22 protein-coding genes, 1 pseudogene and 1 riboswitch are annotated in these 22,148 nt (G+C 40.6%); of the genes and pseudogenes, 19 read left to right on the forward strand and 4 right to left on the reverse strand.

Translation table 11 applies throughout. The features are described from left to right. Window positions 1-75 precede the first annotated feature (75 nt). Window positions 76-690 (forward strand): HAD family hydrolase, encoded by a 615-nt coding sequence (locus tag CXF74_RS00110; protein WP_101080368.1) that lies wholly within the window; start codon window positions 76-78, stop codon window positions 688-690. A gap of 313 nt (window positions 691-1,003) precedes the next feature. After that, a pseudogene (locus CXF74_RS00115) lies at window positions 1,004-1,366 on the forward strand (ATP-binding protein); the annotation flags it as partial. 10 nt (window positions 1,367-1,376) lie between these two features. Here CXF74_RS00115 and CXF74_RS00120 read toward each other — a convergent pair. From CXF74_RS00120 to CXF74_RS00135, 4 genes are all read right to left on the reverse strand, one after another. Further along, window positions 1,377-1,784, reverse strand: a complete 408-nt coding sequence (locus tag CXF74_RS00120) for a hypothetical protein (protein WP_101080370.1) — start codon at window positions 1,782-1,784, stop codon at window positions 1,377-1,379. 33 nt (window positions 1,785-1,817) lie between these two features. Further along, entirely contained in the window at window positions 1,818-2,603 is a 786-nt protein-coding gene (locus CXF74_RS00125) for an HNH endonuclease (RefSeq protein WP_101080371.1), read from the reverse strand. A gap of 342 nt (window positions 2,604-2,945) precedes the next feature. Then, the gene (locus CXF74_RS00130; protein ID WP_101080372.1) at window positions 2,946-3,587 is read right to left on the reverse strand and encodes a LysE family translocator; all 642 of its coding nucleotides are present in this window, start codon (window positions 3,585-3,587) and stop codon (window positions 2,946-2,948) included. Between the two features lie 243 nt (window positions 3,588-3,830). Beyond that, window positions 3,831-4,589: a substrate-binding periplasmic protein gene (locus CXF74_RS00135; RefSeq protein WP_101080373.1), complete on the reverse strand. Its 759-nt coding sequence runs from the start codon at window positions 4,587-4,589 to the stop codon at window positions 3,831-3,833. A gap of 314 nt (window positions 4,590-4,903) precedes the next feature. On the opposite strand from CXF74_RS00135, the gene traF reads away from it, so the two are divergent. From traF to CXF74_RS00220, 17 genes are all read left to right on the forward strand, one after another. Beyond that, complete coding sequence (gene traF, locus CXF74_RS00140) at window positions 4,904-6,070, forward strand: conjugal transfer protein TraF (protein ID WP_101080374.1); 1,167 nt, start codon at window positions 4,904-4,906, stop codon at window positions 6,068-6,070. A gap of 273 nt (window positions 6,071-6,343) precedes the next feature. Then, window positions 6,344-6,886, forward strand: coding sequence for a hypothetical protein (locus CXF74_RS00145; RefSeq protein ID WP_101080375.1), 543 nt, complete (start codon window positions 6,344-6,346; stop codon window positions 6,884-6,886). A gap of 361 nt (window positions 6,887-7,247) precedes the next feature. Then, window positions 7,248-7,952, forward strand: a complete 705-nt coding sequence (locus CXF74_RS00150; protein ID WP_157822297.1) for a substrate-binding periplasmic protein — start codon at window positions 7,248-7,250, stop codon at window positions 7,950-7,952. A 303-nt stretch (window positions 7,953-8,255) separates the two neighbouring features. Next, a complete protein-coding gene (locus CXF74_RS00155) occupies window positions 8,256-9,320 on the forward strand; it encodes a Preprotein translocase subunit SecY (RefSeq protein WP_101080377.1) in 1,065 nt (354 codons plus the stop codon). 313 nt (window positions 9,321-9,633) lie between these two features. Beyond that, window positions 9,634-9,779, forward strand: a riboswitch (cobalamin riboswitch). 139 nt (window positions 9,780-9,918) lie between these two features. Beyond that, window positions 9,919-10,728, forward strand: coding sequence for a DUF4198 domain-containing protein (locus tag CXF74_RS00160; protein WP_101080378.1), 810 nt, complete (start codon window positions 9,919-9,921; stop codon window positions 10,726-10,728). Window positions 10,729-10,795: 67 nt separating this feature from the next. After that, complete coding sequence (gene cbiM, locus CXF74_RS00165; RefSeq protein WP_101080379.1) at window positions 10,796-11,407, forward strand: cobalt transporter CbiM; 612 nt, start codon at window positions 10,796-10,798, stop codon at window positions 11,405-11,407. Next, on the forward strand, window positions 11,404-11,994 hold the full coding sequence (locus CXF74_RS00170; protein ID WP_101080380.1) for a cobalt ABC transporter permease: 591 nt from the start codon (window positions 11,404-11,406) through the stop codon (window positions 11,992-11,994). Before cbiM ends, CXF74_RS00170 begins: the two co-directional genes overlap by 4 nt. Before the next feature lie 6 nt (window positions 11,995-12,000). Then, a complete protein-coding gene (cbiQ, locus tag CXF74_RS00175; protein ID WP_101080381.1) occupies window positions 12,001-12,795 on the forward strand; it encodes a cobalt ECF transporter T component CbiQ in 795 nt (264 codons plus the stop codon). Further along, window positions 12,779-13,468 (forward strand): energy-coupling factor ABC transporter ATP-binding protein, encoded by a 690-nt coding sequence (locus tag CXF74_RS00180; RefSeq protein WP_101080382.1) that lies wholly within the window; start codon window positions 12,779-12,781, stop codon window positions 13,466-13,468. Before cbiQ ends, CXF74_RS00180 begins: the two co-directional genes overlap by 17 nt. 13 nt (window positions 13,469-13,481) lie before the next feature. Continuing rightward, window positions 13,482-15,356 carry an AAA family ATPase gene (locus tag CXF74_RS00185; protein ID WP_101080383.1) on the forward strand — a complete coding sequence of 625 codons (1,875 nt, stop codon included), beginning with the start codon at window positions 13,482-13,484 and terminating at the stop codon, window positions 15,354-15,356. A gap of 6 nt (window positions 15,357-15,362) precedes the next feature. Further along, window positions 15,363-16,784, forward strand: coding sequence for a cobyrinate a,c-diamide synthase (locus tag CXF74_RS00190; protein ID WP_101080384.1), 1,422 nt, complete (start codon window positions 15,363-15,365; stop codon window positions 16,782-16,784). A gap of 2 nt (window positions 16,785-16,786) precedes the next feature. Next, a complete protein-coding gene (locus CXF74_RS00195; protein ID WP_101080385.1) occupies window positions 16,787-17,959 on the forward strand; it encodes a cobalt-precorrin-5B (C(1))-methyltransferase in 1,173 nt (390 codons plus the stop codon). Then, window positions 17,956-18,726, forward strand: a complete 771-nt coding sequence (locus tag CXF74_RS00200) for a precorrin-6A/cobalt-precorrin-6A reductase (RefSeq protein WP_101080386.1) — start codon at window positions 17,956-17,958, stop codon at window positions 18,724-18,726. The genes CXF74_RS00195 and CXF74_RS00200 overlap by 4 nt, the downstream gene beginning before the upstream one ends. Beyond that, window positions 18,726-19,379, forward strand: coding sequence for a precorrin-8X methylmutase (locus tag CXF74_RS00205; protein ID WP_232772390.1), 654 nt, complete (start codon window positions 18,726-18,728; stop codon window positions 19,377-19,379). The genes CXF74_RS00200 and CXF74_RS00205 overlap by 1 nt, the downstream gene beginning before the upstream one ends. Beyond that, entirely contained in the window at window positions 19,379-20,635 is a 1,257-nt protein-coding gene (gene cbiE / locus CXF74_RS00210) for a precorrin-6y C5,15-methyltransferase (decarboxylating) subunit CbiE (RefSeq protein ID WP_101080387.1), read from the forward strand. Before CXF74_RS00205 ends, cbiE begins: the two co-directional genes overlap by 1 nt. Then, window positions 20,632-21,360, forward strand: a complete 729-nt coding sequence (gene cobI, locus CXF74_RS00215) for a precorrin-2 C(20)-methyltransferase (RefSeq protein ID WP_101080388.1) — start codon at window positions 20,632-20,634, stop codon at window positions 21,358-21,360. The genes cbiE and cobI overlap by 4 nt, the downstream gene beginning before the upstream one ends. Next, complete coding sequence (locus CXF74_RS00220; protein ID WP_101080389.1) at window positions 21,357-22,115, forward strand: cobalamin biosynthesis protein; 759 nt, start codon at window positions 21,357-21,359, stop codon at window positions 22,113-22,115. Before cobI ends, CXF74_RS00220 begins: the two co-directional genes overlap by 4 nt. Window positions 22,116-22,148 lie beyond the last annotated feature (33 nt).

Consider the following 22,148-nt stretch of genomic DNA (forward strand, 5'->3'; position numbering starts at 1 on the left):
TAATCGAAATGCCATTTTGCGCTTGTGCTTTGATTAAAGACGTAAAATAATATTTTTTAGAGTAAGCGGGATAAAATGAAAATAGCATTATTTGATTTTGATGAAACATTAGTAGAAGAAAATTCACTCGGTTTTTTGTTTAAGCATTTTTTAGGGAAAACCCCATTACCGCTTCAGTTGTTACCTTTATTGCTAAAATCGTCAACCTATAAACAACCGATTAAAACATCTATTAAGACGCACTTTTATAAGCAATCGTTGAAGAGTAAAACCTCCGCAGAGGTTTTTGCGGCGGGAGAATTTCTGTTTCAAAAAGTCACTCCAATTGATGAAGTCGTGAATATGATGACGGCTTTACATGATATTGGCATTCAAGTGTGGATTGTCACTGCGTCACCAGAACAATATATTGCCGGTATCGTCAAGCGATTGGGGTGGCCCGTTGAACGTGTTATTGGGACGACTATTATAGAAAAAAATGGCTACCTTACCGGGGACATTGACAGTGAGTGCCAAGAGCAAGAAAAAGTACGCCGTTTAGAGGCTATTTTTAGCGACAGTAGTATTTCCTTTCAGGTTGAACAAGCCTTCGGAAATTTACCTGTTGATATCCCTATGTTAAATATGGCTAACAAAAAGTTTTATGTATTAGACTGCAACGTTAAGCCCTATGAAGCCGATCCTGTGTAAAGGACATACTATAAAAACAATCGGGGACAGCCGTAAACTGCAATACCTTAAACTATTGATTTTATATGATTGAAGTTATGGGTGTCCTCAATTAGCCAGTGTCGTGTTACCCGTCATTCCCGAGTTTTTTTATCGGGAATCTCTGTTGGGTTAATCTAAAAGATTGGATGCCCTCGATTGGCTGTTTTCTATGGCTGAAAAGGGCACATTACGAGATAGGAAAGGGTGTTAATCGGGGACAGCCGTAAACTGCAGTACCTTAACCTATTGATTTTATATGATTGAAGTTATGGGTGTCCTCAATTGACACACCAGTAGTACAGCATTGGTGCAGCAACTACAAAAATCCCGGGAAGCTCTCGGCCTTGAAGATGCACTAAAAAAGTTAGATAAATATGAATTGCTGATTTTAGATGACATTGGCTATGTAAAGAAAAGTGACAGTGAAAGCCAAGTATTATTTGAATTAATAGCACACCGTTATGAACGAAGTAGTTTATTGATCACAACCAATCAAGCATTTAGTGAGTGGGATAGTATATTTGGCGACAACATGATGACAGTTGCCGCCATAGATCGCCTTGTTCACCATGCTGATATTTATAAAATAGAAGGAGAGAGTTACCGTAAAAAAGAAGCTTTAAAATCAAACCAAGAAATCGGTCAAGTTAATTGACGCCGATCGGTCAAAGTAATTGACGTCTGATAGGTTCTACTAAATGAAGGAAATTACCAAGTTTATTGTAGTTTTTTGTTAACCATTTTACTGGCGGGATTTTTTGCTCACCTAACAGCAACCAACCGTCTTTTGGTGGGACATCTGTTTTTGCAAGATTAAACTCAATTTTACAACCACTAGCTGCTAATTCATCAATTTCTGAGAGCATTTTGATAGCTTTGTGTGGTTGCCAAGTTTCAACAATAGAACTGGGAATATTTTTGATACCATGTAAAAGCTTTTGGTAAACGATTGCTTCGATACAAAATCTTAGTTCAAGGCAAGCATAAATATGATCTGTAGTATTCTCTGAATCTAGAAGCTGCATTGCTCGGTGTAAGTGTGATTCTTTTTTATAGATACTAAATACTGACACGGGAGTCCTTAAAGCTAACGCCTTGTTAAATTTTTACTTGTACCACTTTTGATAAGAATTAGAAGTTACAGCTTCTCCTGCTTTTTTCTCATTCTGATTGCACTCTTTACACAATAATTGGATATTTGTTACATCATTAAATCCATATTGCGCAAGTGCTACAATGTGGTCGTAATTTTCTTTGTTATCGATATTTACAATACCAGACAAATCTTTATTACAAAGGACACATTGCCCTCGATCTCTAAAATATACAGCCCTCTTAACCCATTGCGGTATATGACCTCTTTTTAATCTACCTCGTTTAGTTATAAGGTCATTATCAACTTTTTTAAGACCTTCTCTTTCAAGTGCTCCAGAAACCATTAAATTAAATTCCATGAGAAGGTCTCGATTTTGAAAAAGAATATAAAAAACTTCTTCAACTGTATGAGTTAATAATTGATCATATTCCTCACTCAGATGTTCCATATAATTATAAATAAGATCATCATTATGCTCTGTCTTACTTTCATTTTTTTCTATATAACTTTGAAATGATATATGCGGAATAGAGTGAAAGTTCAAAGCCCATTCAATAGGTAAATGCTTACTTTTATTTTCAGATAATTCGTTTAAATTCTCATAATAAATACGATCAATTACGAAATATAAATATTTATGGAAAAGTGAAATCTTAGGAAACGTTTCTATTAAATATGCAACATTACCACTACCGTGAAATTCATCCAGAGCTCTAGCCATTGAAAATTGATTTTGAAGGGTATTCTTAATCACATTACAAAAATAATACGTTTCATAAAACTTAGCGTTTAACATGAGCCTCCAAAAAAATCTAACAGTGTTATTAAGCAGAATTTATCAGTCTTTTATCGGACTAATGAAAGCGACTTATTCATTAAAAGTTTAATAAATAATGATATAGGAATTCAATAGAAACTAAAAGTACAGTGGATTTTATTTGTGGTTTTTTTATTAATGAATTTATTACTTACTTTGTTGATTAGTCTATTGATTATTTACTGAATTCATTGATAAAAGAAGATGGAAATAAGGGAGGGGAGCTGAGTGTTTTGGTGAGACTTAACTGCTAGAAAATTCACTAGCAAAAGAGAGTGTGACGTTATAATTACTTAACGTCACAGGTAACTGCTTAACTGTTTATCTGTTTATTGCGAGATAAGAGCCGGCGGCTATCATAATGCTACCTGCGCCTTGGTTTAAGCGTTTATGGGCGAGAGGGGTCTTGAGCATGTTACCCATACGACTTGCACCATAAGCAATCAACATAATGCCGGACATTAACGCAAGCGATGAAAGTATTGATACCAGTACAATGTCTTGTGCTTTTAATACGGTTAAATCAATAAAAGTGGGTAAGAATGAAATGTAAAAAAGAATCACTTTGGGGTTTGAGGCAGAAATCAAGAAACCTTGTGTAAAACTCGCTAGTGGTGAGTCTTTTGTCTGGGTTTCGGGTAGCGCTTCTGATCCTGTTTCAACGGCACTTTTAACATGGGGTAAGGCTTTAAACATTTTGTAACCTAAGTAAATAAGGTAAGCCGCGCCTAAGTAGCGAATAACCAAAAACACCTCAGCGTAATTATGCGCAAGACTGGCTAAACCAAAACAGGCGGCAATCAGGTACAGAAGGTCGCTACTAACCATGCCCATTGCCAGTAAATAGCATTTTCGCGGACCATAAACCATCGCACGCGCAAGAATGGCAAACACACCTGGGCCTGGGGTAATGCCAAAAATAAAGATGGCAATAAAAAAGGTAATCGCGGCTTCTAGTGACATATTACAGCCCTTATCAATCAATAAATTTAAGGACTATATCATAGAATATTCGTCGTGCTATAGGGGCTTTTAGCGGGCCGTTACGATTGAATTTCAAGTAAATATTACGTTATTTTTTCGATGATATTTTGTAACTGTTTATATGTATTAGTTACAGGCATTAAGCCTCTGTATTAAGCCTCTGCATTAACGGGTCAGCACGTTATCTTCGTTTTCTATGCTGGCACGTTAATAATAAGGGGCTTAGTCGAGGCCCATTTCAGCTCTGAAATCGCGTACGATTTCATCGTAAACGCCGTTATTTTTAATCTTAATCAAACCTGCTTCAAAGCGTTCAGACATGACTTTTCCCTGCGGGTGCTCTTTGGAGAACGCGAGCCAAAATCCATCAATGGAGATAGTACCGACTTTGACAACTTTGCCTGTCAGTCCTTTTTTCTTGATTCTAAGGTGGCCGGGCATTTCATTCATGAGAATAAAATCGACACGACCGTGATCAAGCATACCAATCAGTTGATAATCTGATCTGGCTTCAAAGCGGGTAATGTCGGGGTTTTCCATAAAAACAGTCGGGTAGGTATAACCAATTGTGATACCTACATTTTTACCCACTAGAGAGTCGAGTGTTAGGCCTCGTTGAGTTCGCTCTTCAAGGGAAAAAATAGACAGCTCTTCTTTAAATAGCGGGGTTTTATGCCAATAATATTGGTTACGGTTTTTGTCTGTAATGGTGGCATTAAAACAGGCCAGTATGTCTTTGCTTTGGGCGACACGCATGCAACGAGAAAAGGGCATGGTTTTGAATTTAGCATGTAGGTTCTCTGCATCTAACACGGCATTCACCAGTTTAGGGGCTAACCCCACGGGCTCCGCGCTAATTTTATCTTTTTCGCTATAGGGGGCCCAATCGTCTTCGGCTGCAATTATTAAAGACTCACTCCAAGTTTCGCTACTGACCATTGAACAGGTAAGTAATAGCCAGCTTAACTGTGTCCATTTCATCTTTGTGCTCCTATTAAGTGCAAGGTAGTTAGCATTTAATAGTGTAGCAATCATTCTTAAAGTAGGGATTCTTTAGAATGTGCCTGATAGGCTAGAAAGAGGGCTTAAGTGATATTTTTTAGTTATCACCTCTCATCGCTAAAAGTATGCCAATGGTTTGATTTCTAACCACTTTCAAAAGACGGCACGCCATTTTTAGGCAAAGAGAAAACACTCTAAAAATAATGATTTTTATTTGTATTAGAATTTAGCTTTTTAAAGTAAGTGCGCTATATTATTATGAAATAAGAAGTCTCACACTAAGGTAACGGAAAATGTTTAAAAAAACATATATAGCAACAGCACTTATTACAGCATCATTCGGAATTCAAGCTGCAACACATAGCTTTGATGCTCGTTCAACGGGAATGGGGGGGATCGGTGCGTCGAGTGCAGACTACCTAACCGCAGCTTTCCATAACCCCGCTTTAGTCGCAAGATACAATGAAGATGACAATGTCGGTATTTTGTTGCCATATGTTGCTGCAAGTGCCCAAGATCCTGACTCAATTATGGATCAGTTAGATGATTTTTCAGACATCTATGATAACGCAGATACTTCTACAAACCCTGATGATGTTATTCAAGCATTAAGTGATCTAAATGGTAATTCAGGTCATGTTCAAGTGGGTGTTGGTGGCGTTATTGCAGTTCCAAATCATCTTTTATCCTTTAGTATTTATGCCAAATCATATGCTGATGCATTTGTTGTTGCTGATGTTCATGAAGATGATTTAGATAAGGACAGTTATTTAGATCCTAATTATAACCTGCAATCTCAAGGTGTGACGTTAGGTGTGGCTATTTTAGAGGGTGGGGTCGCGATTGCTAAAGACTTTAAATTTGAACAAGGCACATTTTATGTTGGACTGACGCCAAAGTATCAACAGGTGACAACGATCAACTATGTGGTTGATCTTAATGATTATGAATTTGATGATTGGGATGATAAAAAGTATCAAAGTGAGGATGCTAATTTTAATGTAGATTTTGGTGTCGCTTACGCAATGCCTCAAGGGCTTGTATTTGGTCTTGTGGGTAAAAACCTGATTGAACAAAGCTATGAAACAGTGAATGTAAAAAATGTTCAAGCTAACTACACACTAAATCCTGTTTATACTGCATCGGCAAGTTATAACCATTCTTTGTTTACTGTTGGCTTGGATGTCGATTTAAATGAGAATGAGCGTTACGACAATTTCACTGAAATCAGTGAAAAATCAGACAATACTCAAATGGCGGGCCTTGGTGCAGAGTTTAATGCTTGGGATTGGGCACAAGTGCGTATTGGTTACCAAACAGATATTGCTGACACGTTAGATGATCAAATGACTGCAGGTTTAGGGATATCACCGTTTGGTGTTTTCAGTCTTGACCTGGCAGCCACCTATTCTGGTGATGAACAGTTTGGTGCCGCTATACAAACTGCGTTTACATTCTAATTTAGATTGTTAAATTAGAAAATTGCTTGGTGTTGTTGTTCTGTTGAATAACAACACTTTTTTATCTGTTCACGACACCTCTTATTATTTCCTATTTCCTTGTTTTTCTGCCATTTCAACTGCTTGTACATTTCTTTTTCTTCGTGGTGAATCGCTTTTGAACTTATTTAAGCGCCCCCATTAAACTGTGTATCTGTTAGAAAAACTTGTTTTTTGAGGGGCGCTCATATATATATCTATTCTTTTAGAAATAGTCCTGTGCAGGTGGAAAAATTGAGAGAAGATAAAACGTCACATTTAGTGTTTGGTCGAGAATGCGGAGAGTGTACTGCTTGTTGTGTTGTACTGCTTATTGATGATGAAAATTTTAAAAAACCAGCTGATCAAGTTTGTTCAAACTTGATGGAGCAAGGTGGATGTAAAATTTATACTACACGACCTTCGGTATGCCAAGAATGGTATTGTGCATGGCGTTTTATGGAGCAGTTAGACGAAACATGGCGACCTGATCGTTCTGGTGTTTTGTTACGCTCAGACGAAAATGGCATTATTTTTCAGCCAATACGTGATCCTAAAACAGTATTAACCACTGAACGTGCTATCGAGTTAATTGGTGGTGGTGTCGCCCAGGGGATTCCGATGTCGATGTCTATTCCGACAAAAGAGGGATTTCGCAGCTTTGGTTTGTCACTGAATGACTATTTAGAAGAGGCGGTGCAGTCAAGAAATCTGGTTACTATTCAAGAAAAAATGATTGAACTGATTGCGTATTCAGAAGCACAAAATACAGCAATGATCCCAATATTAGAAGGCTAAAATCTCTTCTCTCACACGCTGATGGTGACTCTTTATCAGCGTGAAATTTGTTATGGTAATTAACCACTTAGTCATAACGAATTACCATCACCATTCCTCATTATTCTTCATTTATCTCGCTGATTAAACATGAACACATTTATCTATTACTCTCTCTTGCTACGATCTATGATACGGCCTATCGCTACGAGCTGTTAATGCGAGCACTACCCAAATAGCGTACCACGGTCTAACATTAATCTAAGCGAGATAAACATGTTTCATTTGAAACGATGTGGGTTGCTAGAAGACAATCAAATAGTCATAAGTAGATGGGGTATTCATGATGAGGGTATATTTAATACGAACAGTGTTTTTTATAATGACAATCCTAGTAAATGTCACTTATGCGCAGCCTATCCAAATAGTGACAGAACAATACCCGCCTTATAATTACGAACAAGACGGTGAAATTAAAGGTATCGGAACAGAAGTTGTTCAGGCTGTATTTAAAGAAGCTGGCATGGCTGCAAACATAAAAGTATATCCCTGGGCGAGGGCATATAAAAATGCGCTGAAGAGAGAAAATGTACTTATTTATTCGATTAGTCGTACGCAACAACGAGAGAAATTTTTTAAATGGGTTGGGGTGATTGTGCCTATCGATTTTTATATCTATTCTTTAATAGAAAGAACGGATATTCATATTGACCAGTTAGAAGGTGCTCAGCAGTACAGTATCGGGACGGTAAGAAGTGACGCATTAGAACAATTATTCACAGGTAAAGGCTTTTCAAAAGTGCATAAAAGTATCTCAAATAAAATCGTAATGGAGATGTTATTTGCTGAGCGTTTAGATCTATGGCCAATCTCTGAACTTGCTGCAAACCATCTACTATTACAAAATAATCACGCGCTATCCTCCGTCAGAAAGGTTTATCACTTAGAAGGATTTTCGTCGGATGGGCTGTATATGGCCTTTGGGCTGCAAACCTCAGACAGTGTTGTATCAACATTTAAAGACGCGCTTGAAAGCATTAAACGTAAGGGAATTTACCAAGATATCATTGACAAATATGTCGAATAATCGCGTGAGATTTTATGTTCATGAGATATTGCTACGCTCTTTTAAATTAAAACCTGTTTTTACTTCTCACTACCTTGTGAAATCAGTGCCTTTATCTTCATCGATAGGCAGGTGAAAAAGAATAAAAAACAATCAGTTCAATGAAAATCCACTGTATTTAGCGCTAACTGCCTAGCGCGCCTAGCTTTTCAACTTGCCAGCCACTACAATGCGCGCCATTTCCCATTTTAATGATTTTTTTTACAGCGTTATTATCAGGCTGTAACAATTTCAATAGTACGTAACTATATTAAGCAGATAACTATGATTGAACCATCCTCCAAACGTCTCCGCCATGCTAAAGGTCCTTTTGCAATGACCGTGGTTTATAGCTTTACTGGCGCCTCTATTTTAGCGTCTATTATCTTTTCACTGTTGTTGTTTCTGTCTATCGATAACGACCCGTGGATGCAGTTCTTGTTTGGCGCATTAGCGGTGATTTTTGAACTCGGTAAGTTTTTTGCTTGGTATGAATTTGGCGAACGTTTAGCAAGACGTAACCTATACGCCGCAGTATCGGCCTTTACTTTTTATAGCATTTTAGCTGCTATTTCTATTGGTGGCAGTATCGGTGGTATTAATAGTGCGACCAATACGGCGCAGCGACATGTTGATAGTCAGCAGAATAAAAGTGCTACTTTTGATTTACAAATTAACGCCATTGAAAAACAGATAGATTTGAATAATTTAGCGGCACAAAAATATATCGACCTAAACCGTATTGCTACAGGGGTTGCGCGTATTCAAACTGAAAACACAGTGTTACGTGAACAGCAACTCACGCTGGCGATTGAACGCGATAGGTTACCTGTGGCAAGCCAAGGCTCTGTATTTGGATTAATTGGCAGTGTTGCGACGGCGTTAAATATCGACGCTAAAACAGCGCAGTTATCACTGGTTATCTTTTTATCTGTTTTATTAGACTTGTTTGCTGCCTTTTTTGTTGGCTTGATTGGTGAAGAGCTACGTTTTAGTCGCACTTTAAAAGCGCAGCAACAAACAAAAAATAGCAATAAAAAGTCGTTGTTTTCACTTGATAATAATGAAGATGATAGCGATAACGGCCTACCCACTGAATTGGAACTGGCAAAAACTGAGGCCAGTGATTTACCACGAAATGAAGACTTAATTGTGCAAGCCATCGCATTATTAAGCGCGGGTGATATTCGCTGCTCAAAAAAAGCATTAGCCGATAAATTACTGTTGAATGCAGAAGACACGGATTTGCTATTTAGTAGTTTATTACAGCAGGGTCTCGTCACCCAAAAGCCTAATCGCCATTTTGTCTGGCAAGGTGATATGACTCAATCTTTGAGTCAAGCGGCCTAAGGCTAAAAACCTTAATTGTTAACGTCATACACTATTTTAAAATGCTGACCTAGGTCGGCATTTTTTATGCTCTCCCTTTATTACATCCCTGTCAGTACCGCTACGGTAAAGCTCTATAAATGCAGTTCTTCGTGACCTTTGTGTAACGTAGTGGCTTCGTGGTCGGCTTTGGTTCGTTGGTTTTTTCTCTGTGCGTTGTTGATTTTTAAAAGAAAGTTGATTAATTAAAGCGCCTAATAGATAAATTAAATGTAAAAAACATCCTTAAAATTTGACTGTTTGACCTATATCACGTTATTGTGCGGTCACCTCTGGATATCGTCTTAAAAACGATGCGTTTTAATAGTTTAAAACGTTTGGGAACTTGGTTAAAAGCCAAGGCTGCCCCCGCAACGGTAAAGTTGTTTATAGTGATATAAATGCCTAAGCCCGGATACCAAACCATTGGATGATACTTGCCCTCGAGGCAAGTACCGTGGTGTTGCGGAGGGCTTCACCGGCTGGTTAATTTGCATTAAAAGACGCGACTCATCTTTTAATCTGACGCGCCATCTCCTCCACAACTTCGCCTGTTATTTTTCAGACGGAGAATTTTCTCATGTTACAACTCAAAAAACTGTTCAAACCGCTATTGTTAGCCACTAGCTGTGCTTTGTCTTTTTCTGCACACGCGCATTTTCAATTGCTTTATACCCCCGATTTACTGCGCGCTAAAGGCGGAGAAATCAATTTAAAACTGCCTTTTACGCATCCTGCTGCCAGCGGTCATGTAATGCCTGTTGATAAACCTGAAGCCTTTTATATGATCAAAAAAGGCAAAAAAACAGACTTAATACATACCATTTCTGATATCGAATGGGAAAGTGCTGTTGATAAAGAACATGCCTACCAAGCCGATGTGAAGCTTCGTGGCCTTGGCGATTACGTATTCATTGTGCAACCTTCCCCGTATTTTGAAGCTGAAGAAGATATTTATATCCAACAGCTGACTAAAACCATTGTTAATGTGGGTAACTTACCCACTGATTGGAATGAAGACTTTAATCTAAGTGCTGAAATCGTCCCCTTAACCAAACCTTACGCTATTTATGAAGGCGGTATTTTTAGTGCCGTGGTGAAATCAAAAGGTCAACCCGTACCATTTGCTGCCATTGAAGTTGAGTTCATGAACTATGTGCCTGACATGCAAAAAAATCAATTTGCTAAAGAACCTATCATGACACCACCTGCGGACGTGTTTATCACCCAAACTATTTATGCAGATGCCAACGGTACGTTTCATTTCTCGTTGTTAAAAGCGGGTCAGTGGGGATTTGCCGCTTTAGGGATAGGGACTGAAAAAACCTATAAAGGCAAAGAACTTTCACAAGATGCTGTAATTTGGGTTCAAGCGACTAAGTTACCTTAGTATTCAGAATGGATAACGGTAGCTCGGATTAGACACCGACTTACCGTTTTAATTTAAAAGGATGTTTATGCATATTGTAGATGGGGCATTATCAGCACCTGTTTTAGCAGGGGGCGCGCTCTTAGCTATTGTGGGTATTTTTATTGGCCTGAAAAAAATGGACTACGACCAATTGCCTTTAGTGGGCGTGTTAGCCTCTGTCTTTTTTATTGCTTCCTACATCCACCTTCCACTGGGTTTCTCTAGTGTGCATTTAATTATGAATGGCCTGCTGGGTATTTTATTAGGTTGGGTCGCTTTTCCGGCGTTATTAGTGGCGCTGTTATTACAAGTTATCTTCTTTGGGTTTGGTGGATTACTGGTATTAGGCGTTAATACTCTCAATATCGCCTTGCCAGCTGTTTTTATGTATTACCTCTGCTACCGCGGAATACGTCACGACAGTGCAAAAGTGGCCGCTATATGGGGCGCAATTGGCGGTGCTGGCGCGATTGTTATCACCTCTATTATGGTTGCGTTTTCACTGGCCTTGTCTGGCGAGTCATTTGTATTAGCCGCTAAAGCGGTATTACCCGCCCATATCCCGATTATGGTGGTCGAAGCCTTTGTCTCTTACTCTGCGGTTTATTTAATTCACTCGGTTAAACCCGATGCCATTCATAGGGATCTTATTTCGTGAAAACATTATTCGCCTGCGTGATTTTACTTTTGCTTAGTTTTAATCTTTCTGCGCATAACGTCGTGGGTGGCGTGTATGTCAGTGGCGCAGACATTGAAGGAGAAGCCGGATTCTCTAATGGCGCGATGGCCAATGCTGGCACCTTAGTGAAAGTCTTTGATCAATCGGGCATTCCCTTAGGTGAAGTTGTCACCGACGATGAAGGTTTTTTTATTTTTAGCGCTAAAAAGCGTATTACCCATGTCTTTGAAATCAATATGGGCGCGGGCCATACCTTAAAAATGCAACTACCCGCTGAGGAATTACCTGACAGTTTATCGGCTGAGGGTTTGACCACATCGGATGAAAATGCGCCATTAATTAGCACTTCTACAGCTATTGCATTGGATGAGCAGATAACCTCATTACTGTTAGAAAAGGCGATTGCTAAACAGATAAAACCACTGCGTAAAGAGATCCAAGCGTTAAAAGAAAAATCAGGGTTTCGCGACATAATAGGCGGCGTTGGTTATATCTTTGGCCTGCTCGGTTTGGTGGTATTTATGCGTGAATATATGTCTAAAACTAAACAAAATGTTAAGGATTAAGGCGTAATGTCACAAGGCTTAGAGCATAGCTTGACCTCGTGGTCAGGGCAGGCACTGAAACATCAATCTTCATGGATTGACGAGTTAGATGCGCGGGTGCGGGTTGTGTGTGCTGCACTTTTTGCTTTAGTGGTAGTTTCTAGTGTGAGTTTTGTAGCGGTATTGCTCGGTTTAAGTTTTGCGTTTTTTGTTGTTAAAGCGAGCAAATTAAACATCAAACGCACTTTGCGTCGCGTAGTTGCGATGGACCTGTTTATGCTCACGCTGATTTGTGTTTTACCTTTTACCACACCGGGTGACACTATGTTTACCCTGTTTGGTTTATCAGCAAGCTGGCAAGGATTAACCCATGCTTTGTTAATTACCTTGAAAGCTAATGCGGTGTTATTAGTACTGTTTTCATTGGTGGCAACGATGAGTGCATCGACCTTTGGACACGCGTTAGCACATTTAAAGGTACCCGATAAATTGGTGCATTTGTTACTTTTTTTAGTACGTTATTTAGATGTGATTAGCCAAGAATACAAAAAGATGCGCAGGGCCATGCAAGCACGTGCCTTTGTTATGGGCACCAATTTCCATACCTGGAAAAGCATTGGTTACTTGTTTGGCATGTTATTGATTCGCTCTATTGAACGTGCTGAACGCATTTTAGGCGCAATGAAATGCCGTGGTTTTTGTGGGCGTTTTTATCTTAACGATGAAATGAAAATCACCCCTTTAGATAGACGCTTTAGCGCCTTCTTTTCGTGTTTTTTAATACTCTTAATAGGGATCAATGTAGATGACTTATTGCAATAAACCGTTAATCGAAATCGAAGATCTAAACTATGCCTACCCAAGGCGTGGCAGTGTATTAAAGGACATTAATTTCTTGTTATATCAAGGCGATCGCGTGGTAATTAATGGGGATAATGGTGCAGGAAAAACAACGTTATTACACTTGATTGTTGGTTTGAAGAAAGCCAAACAGGGCGATATTTATGGCTTTGGTGAAATCTGTAAAACTGAAAAGCAATTTAATCGATTACGCGCAAAAGCGGGTTTATTGTTCCAAGATCCTGATGATCAACTCTTTTGCCCAACGGTATTAGAAGATGTCATGTTTGGCCCGATCAACTTAGGGTTTACTAAAACACAAGCCATCGAAAAATCGATTGTTACTCTCAATCGTTTAGGTCTGCAAGGCTTTGAATCGCGTATTACTCACCAGCTCTCTGGTGGTGAAAAACGCATGGTCACACTGGCCTGTGTATTAGTGATGGAGCCTGAAGTCTTAATATTGGATGAACCCACTAATGCCCTTGATGAGAAAGCTAAATTGCGTTTATTAAATGTATTAAAAACCTTGCCACAGGCGATGATCATCATTTCACACGATAAACCCTTTGCGCAGCAACTCGCGACACGCACTTTGTTATTACAAGATGGTTTGTTAACAGAGCAGATAAACAACCACGAAGCCGTTGCGTAAAGAGGGGGTTAATATGGAAAATGACAAACACAGTAAAATGGACTCGATCAATCAATCACACAATAATGTTTTCCCGTTTACCGCGGTGCAAGGGCAACCGTTATTTAAACTGGCATTGTTATTAGCCACTGTAAATCCGTTAATTGGTGGGGTATTAATTTCTGGACCACGTGGCTGTGCTAAATCGACCTTGGCACGTGGTGTTGCGGATCTTTTACCTGCAAAGCAAGATCTTACACCGCAGTTTGTGACGTTACCGCTCGGTGCGAGTGAAGAGATGCTTATTGGCACGCTTGATTTAGAGCAAGTATTAAATAACAAGTCGGTGCAGTTTTCTGCCGGTTTATTAAAAAAAGCACACGGTGGTGTGTTGTATGTGGATGAAGTGAATCTGCTGCCAGATCATTTAGTAGATCAGCTGTTAGATGTCGCCAGCAGTGGCGTTAATATTGTTGAACGTGATGGTATTAGTCACTCTCACGAGGCGGCGTTTACCTTAATTGGCACTATGAATCCCGATGAAGGCGAATTGCGTCCGCAGTTACAAGATCGTTTTGGTTTAATGGTTGAGCTAGATAATAACTACAGTTTAGATGAGCGCATTAATATCGTTAAAACACGCCAAGCCTTTGAAGCAGATAAAGGCCTTTTTTGCGATCAATACCAAGTACAACAAATAGTATTACAGCAGCAAATTAGCGATGCACAAAAGCGCTTAGTTGATGTGACCTGTGCCGAGCACTGTTTTATCGATATTGCTAAGCGTTGCCAACAAGCCAATGTTGAAGGTTTACGCGCAGATATTATGATGCATCGCGCCAGTATTACCCATGCAGCATGGTGTGGCAGAAGCGAAGTTACTTTAGACGATATTGAACAAGTCGCACCTTTAGTCTTATTGCACCGTCGCCAATCAGGTGGAACACCGCCTAATAGTGGAAAAGACAACAAGACAGAACAGAGCGAACAACAAAAAACAGAGCAAAATCAGCCAGCGACTAACAGTGGATTTTCACGTCCGCAAGTCCCACAAACACCCGCTCAAACAGAGCAATCAGAAACCGATGCTAATACTAACAGTGGCAACGAGAGTGGCAATGATAATGGCACTGGGAATGACAGCCACGAGAACGTCGGTGAATGGGGCGCAATGCCAACACAAAATGCTGAAAGTCAGAAAACCGGTGAGGCGATTAACTTAACCTTGCCAGCTTTAACAACGCATTTGGCGAAACAGAGTAAAAACCAAGATAGCTTGGTTAAACGACACAGTGCACAAGATAAACAAACCAGTGCTCATGGGGCACAAAAAAGTGCGCTTGAAGGTGCTAAACCCGATTGGTTTTCAACGATTTCAAATTCAATTGGGGCATGGCCACCGGCCAAATTCGCGTATAAAAAATTGGCCAAAGGGCAACAACATTGTCATTTGATTTTATTAGATACCTCAGCGTCAACACTCAGTCAAAGTTTGTCGTCGTTGGCTAAATCAGTGGTGGTGAACATCGCACAAAGCGCTTATTTACAACGCGATAAAATGAGCGTGTTAGGTTTTGGTAATGATCAAATTGAAACCATTATTAAAGCAGGACGTGCGCCTAAAAAGATAGAAAATCAACTTGATGAAATCTGCGCTGCGGGTGGTACGCCATTACGCTTAGCACTACAAAATGCAGCTAACAGAATTAACTCTCTGACTAAACAATATCCTAGCTTACAGCTGTTTTGTTATTTGATAACGGATGGGCGTAGTCGTGTGGATCTTGAGGATCTTAAACTCAGCGTACCTACCTTATTGATTGATATTGAAAAATCGCAAGTAAAACGAGGCCGTGGCAAAGTATTAGCGACACAACTCGATGCGAGTTATTTAGCGATACAGGGCTGATCACACATGAACACTAATAAGATGAATACAAACATGAACAAAGCGAGTTGCCCGGCATTGTTTTTAGCCGCACCCGCATCAGGGCAAGGTAAAACAACTATAACAGCTGCCATCGCACGCTACTTTACGATGCAAGGAAAAGTGGTGCGTGTGTTTAAAACCGGGCCTGATTACCTTGACCCACAAATACTGGCGCAGGCATCTAATGCACATGTCGAGCAATTAGATATGTGGATGGCCGGTGAAAACTATTGCCAGCAGAAGCTTTATGAAGCGGCGCTTGAGGCTGATCTTATTTTAGTCGAAGGCGCAATGGGCCTGTTTGATGGTGAACCATCAAGTGCTGATTTAGCTGCTCGTTTTAACCTGCCTATCGCAATCGTGATGGATGTAAAAGGCATGGCACAAACGGCGGGCGCGATTGCGATTGGCTTGGCGAACTACCGCGATGATTATGAATGTTATGGTTTAATCGCTAATAATTGCAGCACAGATCGCCATGCACAATTAATCAGAGAAGCACTTGCCGATAAACTACCTTTATTAGCTTGCCTTAAAAAAGATGAAACGATTACGCTACCTGAGCGTCATTTAGGCTTAGTGCAAGCGAGTGAAGTGTTTGATGAGTTAGAAGAAAAATTCACCCTCGCAGGTGAGTGGTTAAAAGAGGGAGTCATACGTGCAAACGCTTCGAGTCCCTTATTTCCGAACACTATATTAACCTTGCCTGCGCCTGTTGATTTTTATGCGACTGAATTACCCAGTGTTAAACCGTTATTAAAAGGCAAAACCATTGCGATTGCACGTGATCGTGCTTTTAGTTTTATCTATCAAGCTAATACACGCTTGTTAGAAGAGATGGGCGCAAGGTTAGTTTACTTCTCACCGTTGACCGATACGCAGCTTCCTGAGACCGATGCGTTATGGTTACCGGGTGGTTATCCTGAGCTTTATGCTCAGCAATTGGCACAAAACCAAACCATTCAGCAACAAATACAGCAGTTTTATCAAAGTGATAAACCGGTATTAGCAGAATGTGGTGGCTTTTTATATTGTTTGAACGAGCTGATCGATTTGGACAATAAACACCATCAAATGCTTGGCCTCTTAGCCGGTAACGGCAGTATGTCGGGAAAACGTGGTTGTCAGGGCATGCAAAAAGCAATATTGCCAGAGGGTGAGATTCACGGTCACGCACATCATCGCTCACGCGCCATTATGGATATGGATGCCATGGGGTACGGGCAACGTCAACGCCACCCTGCACCGGGAGAGCCTATTTATCGTGATAAAAAACTCACGGCCAGTTATTTACACCTATTTTTCCCATCAAACCCAGCATTGATTGCCAACTTATTTACAGGGCAACTTCAAGCGGTTGATAAAGAAAAATTAAACGCTTGGCAGCAAATAGCAGGTAACCAGTAACTATGTGGCCAGAATCAAGCGAAGAAGCAAAGCCATTACGTAATGGCCTCACCACAGGAAGCTGCGCAACCGCGTGTTGTGTTGCCGCTGTGCGCTTTTTACTGGCAAAAAAACAGCCTAGTACGGTTGAGATAACCTTACCTCGAGGTGAAAAATTTGATTTAGCCATCATCGATTATGTTGTACTTGATGGTGGTTCATCTGATGCTTGCATAGATCTACAAGGCGTACGCACTTCAACCATTAAAGATGCAGGAGATGATCCCGATGCCACCCATGGTGCAACCTTATTTGTTGAGCTGCGTTTGCTCAAAACACCGGGTATTTCTTTTAAAGCGGCAGCGGGTGTCGGCACAGTAACACGCGAAGGATTAGTGCTAGATATCGGTGAGCCCGCTATTAATCCGGTTCCTAGAAAAATGATGACCGAACATCTAAATCATTATGCACTTACTTATCAGTACCCAGGTGGCTTTGAAGTCTCAGTGGGTATCGAGAACGGCGAGCAGATTGCTAAACATACAATGAATGGTCGTTTGGGCATTATTGGCGGTTTATCCATTTTAGGCACAACGGGTATTGTGCGTCCTTATTCTTGTTCGGCTTATATCGCCTCTATTCATCAAGGTATTGATGTTGCTCAGGCAAATGGTTTTACACACCTTGCTGCCTCAACGGGTATTGCCAGTGAACGTGCGATTCAAGAACATTATCAGATGAACGAAATAAGTTTAATTGAGATGGGCGATTTTGTCGGCGCAATGCTTAAGTACCTGCGTCGAGAAAAAAATGCGCCCGACGTGCATAAACTATCGATCAGTGCGGGTTTTGGAAAACTAAGCAAATTAGCCAATGGCCACCTAGATCTCAACAGTCGCCAATCAAGTATCGATTTTACGCAATTAGCCAATATTGCCAAATCATTAGGCGCATCGGCAGCCTTACAAGACGAAATTATTAACGCCAATACCAGTATTGAAGTATTAAATAAAACCAAAGCTGCAGGTTTAGACATCGCCAGGGTTATCTGCCAAGACGCGTTAAAAGTCGCCCAAGCGATTGTTCACCCATCGATCGAAGTAGAAGTCTGGGCCGTTGATAGAAAAGGCCTTTTTGTTGCTAATGCAAAGCAAAAGGCAAAGCAAGATCCGATGTTCACAGAGGAAGATCTATGAAAATTTTAGTTATCGGTGGCACCGCTGACGGTCGCCATCTAACCAGTGCTTTATTTGAATCTGGCTTTGATGTCACTTATAGCATTGCGGGTATTGTGCGCAAAGCCACGCTGCCTTGCTCGGTGATTAGTGGCGGGTTTACGCAGTTTGGCGGATTAGCGCAATATGTATTGGATAACAACATCACCCATTTGATTGATGTTACTCATCCCTTTGCGCAAAAAATGAGTAATAAAATTTCATTAGTCAGTGAAGACTTAGCAATCGCTGCTATTCGTTTTCACCGCCCTGAATGGCCAAAACATGTGCACGATAAGTGGATCGAAGTTAACGATTGGCCTGAATTGATAACAGCGGTGAATACTGCAAAACATCAATCACTGTTTATGACCGCAGGGCAAGTGACACAATCTGTGATTGATGCACTCGCGAGTCAGGCGAAACATGTTTTATTGCGCACTGCGATGCCGGTAAAAATCCATTTACCCAACAATGTCACATGGGTAAAAGCCATTGGTCCTTTTCAATTAGACAATGAAAAGCAGCTGATAGAGCAATACCAAATAGATGCCATTATCAGCAAAAATAGTGGCGGTGATCCAACTTATGCAAAAATTGAAGCTGCGCGCGACTTGGCTATTCCGGTCTACCAATTTAAACGCCCCACACTAGCACCGACGCAATACCAATGTGATAACCAACAAGGCTGTTTTGATCTGTTAAATATCCTAGCTTCTAATGAAAATAAAAGTAATGAGTGTAACTAATGACTGAAAAAATGAACTTTGATTATATCCAGGATCCAAAAAAGATTGAAGTGGAAAGCTTTCGCCAAATCCGTGAATTAACGGCATTGGATCACCTGTCAATTGAAGCGCAACAAGTGGTGATGCGTATTGTGCACAGTGTTGGTTTTCCACATATTGCAGCGCAGGTGAACTTTAGTGAAAATGCTTGTCAGTCTGGCATTGCTGCGCTGAAAAAAGGCATGCCCATTCTTTGTGATGTAGAGATGGTCAAACAAGGCATTACTAAACGTATGATCAAAACGGATCCACTGTGTTTTCTAAACCAACAAGGTGTCGCTGAGCGTGCAAAAGAGCAGGGCGAAACGCGCACTATGGCAGCGGTTGAATCTTGGTTGCCACACTTAGCGGGCAGTATTGTGGTGATTGGCAATGCACCCACGGCGTTATTTCGTTTATTAGAGATGATTGCTCAAGGTGCACCTAAACCGGCGCTCATTATTGGTATGCCGGTTGGATTTGTCGGGGCTGCAGAATCTAAACAAGCGCTCTGGGATATTCATCAACAACTTGATATCGAATGTATTACTTTGCTCGGCCGTGAAGGTGGTAGTGCGGTTTCAAGCGCAACCTGCAATGCCTTATTACGTTGTATTAAAGGTGAGATTTACTAATGCAGCCGGTGAAAATAATCAGTGTTATTGGTTTAGGTGTTGCTGAAAATGCAGCGCTGAGTGCAGAGGCGATCAGCGCATTAAATAATGCCCAATTAGTGATTGGCTCAGCGCGCCAGTTATTAACTCTCGCGAATATATTAACCACTCAAAAAACAGCACATTTACCTAAGCTCAATGCCCTGAAAGCGCTTATTGAAACGGCATCCTCTGTGGTGGTATTAGGCTCTGGCGACCCACTTTATTACGGTATTGGCAGTTGGTTAAGCAAACAATTTACCAGTAGCCAATTGCATTTTTATCCTGCGATATCGAGCATTACTCAAGCCTGTCATAGCTTGGCGATTGGCCAGCAAGATGTCACGGTTTTAAGTTTACATGGGCGTCCATTAAATAAATTGAAAGTGGCGTTAAAGGCGAATCAAACCTTATTACTGCTCACGGATAAACACAGTCAGCCATCAAATATTGCGGAAGTGTGTTTAGAGACGGGTTTTGATCAGGCTGAAATTATTGTCTGTGAACGTTTAGGTTATAGCGATCAAAAGATCTCGCGCTTTATATTAGACGCGTTAATTAATACCGAACACTCTTTTGATGCTTTGCATGTCTCCTTTGTGATTTGTCATCAAAACCAAGGTTATTTACCTGAGTTTCCGGGCATCAAAGATCAATATTTTGAAACCGGTGAATTGGGCAGTAAAGGCATGATCAGCAAACGTGAAGTACGTTTGGCTATTTTGTCTTTATTACAGTTGCAAAAAGAGGATCTGCTTTGGGATATCGGCGCGGGGTGTGGCGGTGTTTCTGTCGAGTTGGCTTATTGGCAGCCTAAGGCAACGGTTTATGCCATTGAGCATCATCAGCAACGTTTTGAGTGTTTATTAAAAAATCGTGAAAAATTTGGTGTGGTGAGTAATTTAAAACCTATTTTTGGCCGTGCACCTGAGCAGTTATCTTCATTACCTGCTGCGAATAAGATCTTTATTGGCGGCAGTGATGGTGAGTTACCTGTGTTGTTAGCATCGCTTTGGCAAGCCTTACCCGAAGGCGGTAAAATTGTAGTGAGCGCGGTGATGGAAAGCACTAAATCTCAACTCTTTGATTTTTATTCGCTTCGATCTGATAACGAGGATTGCCAAGCGGAAACCTTACAAGTTGCCATTAATAAAGGTGCCACCTTGGCTGGGCAACTGATTTATCGTCCTGCGTTACCCGTTAATCTGTTTAGCTTTATCAAAAGGAAAACATCATGAGTGGTTTGTTTATTGGCGTGGGTGTGGGTCCGGGTGATCCTGAATTACTGACCTTAAAAGCCTATCGTGCGATTCAAAACGCCGATGTGATCTGTTATTTAGAAAACGAATCAGGGCACTCTCAAGCACTGACTATTGCCGTTGAGGCGTTAAAAGATCCGATTAAAGATCAGCAGTTTTTAACTGTTTCTTTTGCCATGTCGCGTGAACGAATCGCGGCTAATCGTGCTTATGATAAAGCCATTGGCCAAATTCAAGCACAACTTAAGCTAGGCAAAAGTGTTGCTTTTTTATGTGAAGGTGATCCGTTGTTTTTTGGCTCATTTACTTACTTGCTTGAACGTTTAGACAGTGAATATGCATCACAAGTTATTCCAGGTATTCCTGCCTTTATCGCGGCTACTGCGCAGCTACAAATGCCATTAACGGTATTAAAGCAATCTTTTGCGGTGATCACGGGCCGACATGAAGATCAGAAAATTCGCGCTGCATTGCTTGAACACGATGCGGTAGTGATCATGAAAGCAGGCATTGAAAGACCACGATTAATTAAGTTATTAAAAGAAACCCAACGTTTTGATGATGCCAATTACTTGGAATACATCAGCCGTGATAATCAGAAAGTCATTACTGATTTAACACAACTTGAAGATAAAGCGGGCCCATATTTCTCCTTATTTGTAATAACCCGACCTGAGAAAAAAACAGGGGAGTTAATACTATGATACGCATTATCTGTTTAACAGAGCCGGGTTTACAACTCGCTAAACGGTTAAATAAAGTCTTAATAAACAGTGATATTAGTTTTAAAGCGCAGCCTTTTAAAGAAACAGTGCAAGGCTATTTTGAACAGGGTGATCAACTGATCTTTATTTGTGCCACGGGTATTGTGATGCGCACGTTAGCCCCTGTTATCAAAGACAAACACAGTGATCCTGCCGTATTAGTGCTTGATGAGTTAGGCAAGTTTGTGATCCCGCTGTTATCCGGTCATGAAGGCGGTGCTAATGAGTTTGCTCGCCAAGTGTCTGCCTTGCTTGAAAGCCAATTGGTGATCACCACGGCAAATAACTATTTAAAACCTGTTTATGTGGTCGGCATGGGCTGTGAGCGAGATTGCCCTGAAGCGGTGTTATTGGGTTTATTAGAGGAGTGTTTACAAAAATCCAATCTCACTATGGAGCAGGTTTCTGCCATTTGCAGTATTGATATTAAAGATGACGAACTAGGACTTATTTCTTTAGCGAGTAACTTAGCAAAACCTTATCTGACCTTTGATACAACACAACTGGCACAAGTTGAAGATCAACTATCAACTAAATCAGATTACATTTTTAACACCGCTGGTGTGTATGGCGTTGCAGAATCTGCCGCCCTTTATCAAGCAGAAGTGGCGACCGGAAATAGCAGTGAATTGTTCTTAAACAAAAACAAGAATAAACAGGCGACCTGTGCAATAGCGAGATCATATAGCTTATAGGTTATAGCTACGAGCTTTTAGTTTCTAGCTTCG

It is taken from the genome of Psychromonas sp. Urea-02u-13 (genome assembly GCF_002835995.1).
Taxonomy (GTDB): Bacteria; Pseudomonadota; Gammaproteobacteria; order Enterobacterales; family Psychromonadaceae; genus Psychromonas.